The 573-nt window shown below is 52.2% G+C and carries 1 protein-coding gene; it reads right to left on the bottom strand.

The genetic code is table 11. The annotated features are described in order from the left end of the window. The coding region (locus tag GHO41_RS29495; protein WP_178126626.1) for a tetratricopeptide repeat protein at nt 1-573 on the bottom strand (573 nt) is incomplete at both ends.

Raw genomic sequence — 573 nt, forward strand, 5'->3', positions numbered from 1 at the left:
AAGTTATGTTGAGCCAACATGTGGCCCTGATTAGCAGCCAATAGATACCATTTGATAGCTATGTGTACTGCCTGTGGCCCGTAGTTACCATTGTTATATATATAACCGAGGTTGTGTTGCGCGTCGGCATAACCTTGCTCTGCTGATTGCAAATACCATCGGATGGCGTGGTCATCACTCTGCGGGGCGCCTCTACCTGCGGCGTACATGCATCCCAAGTGGAATTGCGCAATGCGATGGCGTTGCTTAGCAGCACGGAGATACCAACGGATGGCTTCCTTATAATCCTGAGGTACGCCTTTACCCTGGTGGCACATCCACCCTAGTTGATGTTGGGCCTCTGCATGCCCTTGCTCGGCGGCGAGGCGAGTCCATTTAACCGCCTCGGTATAGTCCTGATTTACGCCGACTCCCCAGCGATACATCTGCCCTAAGTGGTCTTGGGCCGCAGCATGCCCTTGCTCGGCGGCACGCTGAATCCACATGGCAGCTTTTTCATGGTCCTGAACAACGCCTAGACCGTTGCAGTACAACAAACCGAGATTGTATTGCGAGTTGGAATTACCAAAATTT

The organism is Pseudomonas sp. FSL R10-0399, from assembly GCF_009600165.1.
Classification (GTDB): domain Bacteria; phylum Pseudomonadota; class Gammaproteobacteria; order Pseudomonadales; family Pseudomonadaceae; genus Aquipseudomonas; species Aquipseudomonas helleri.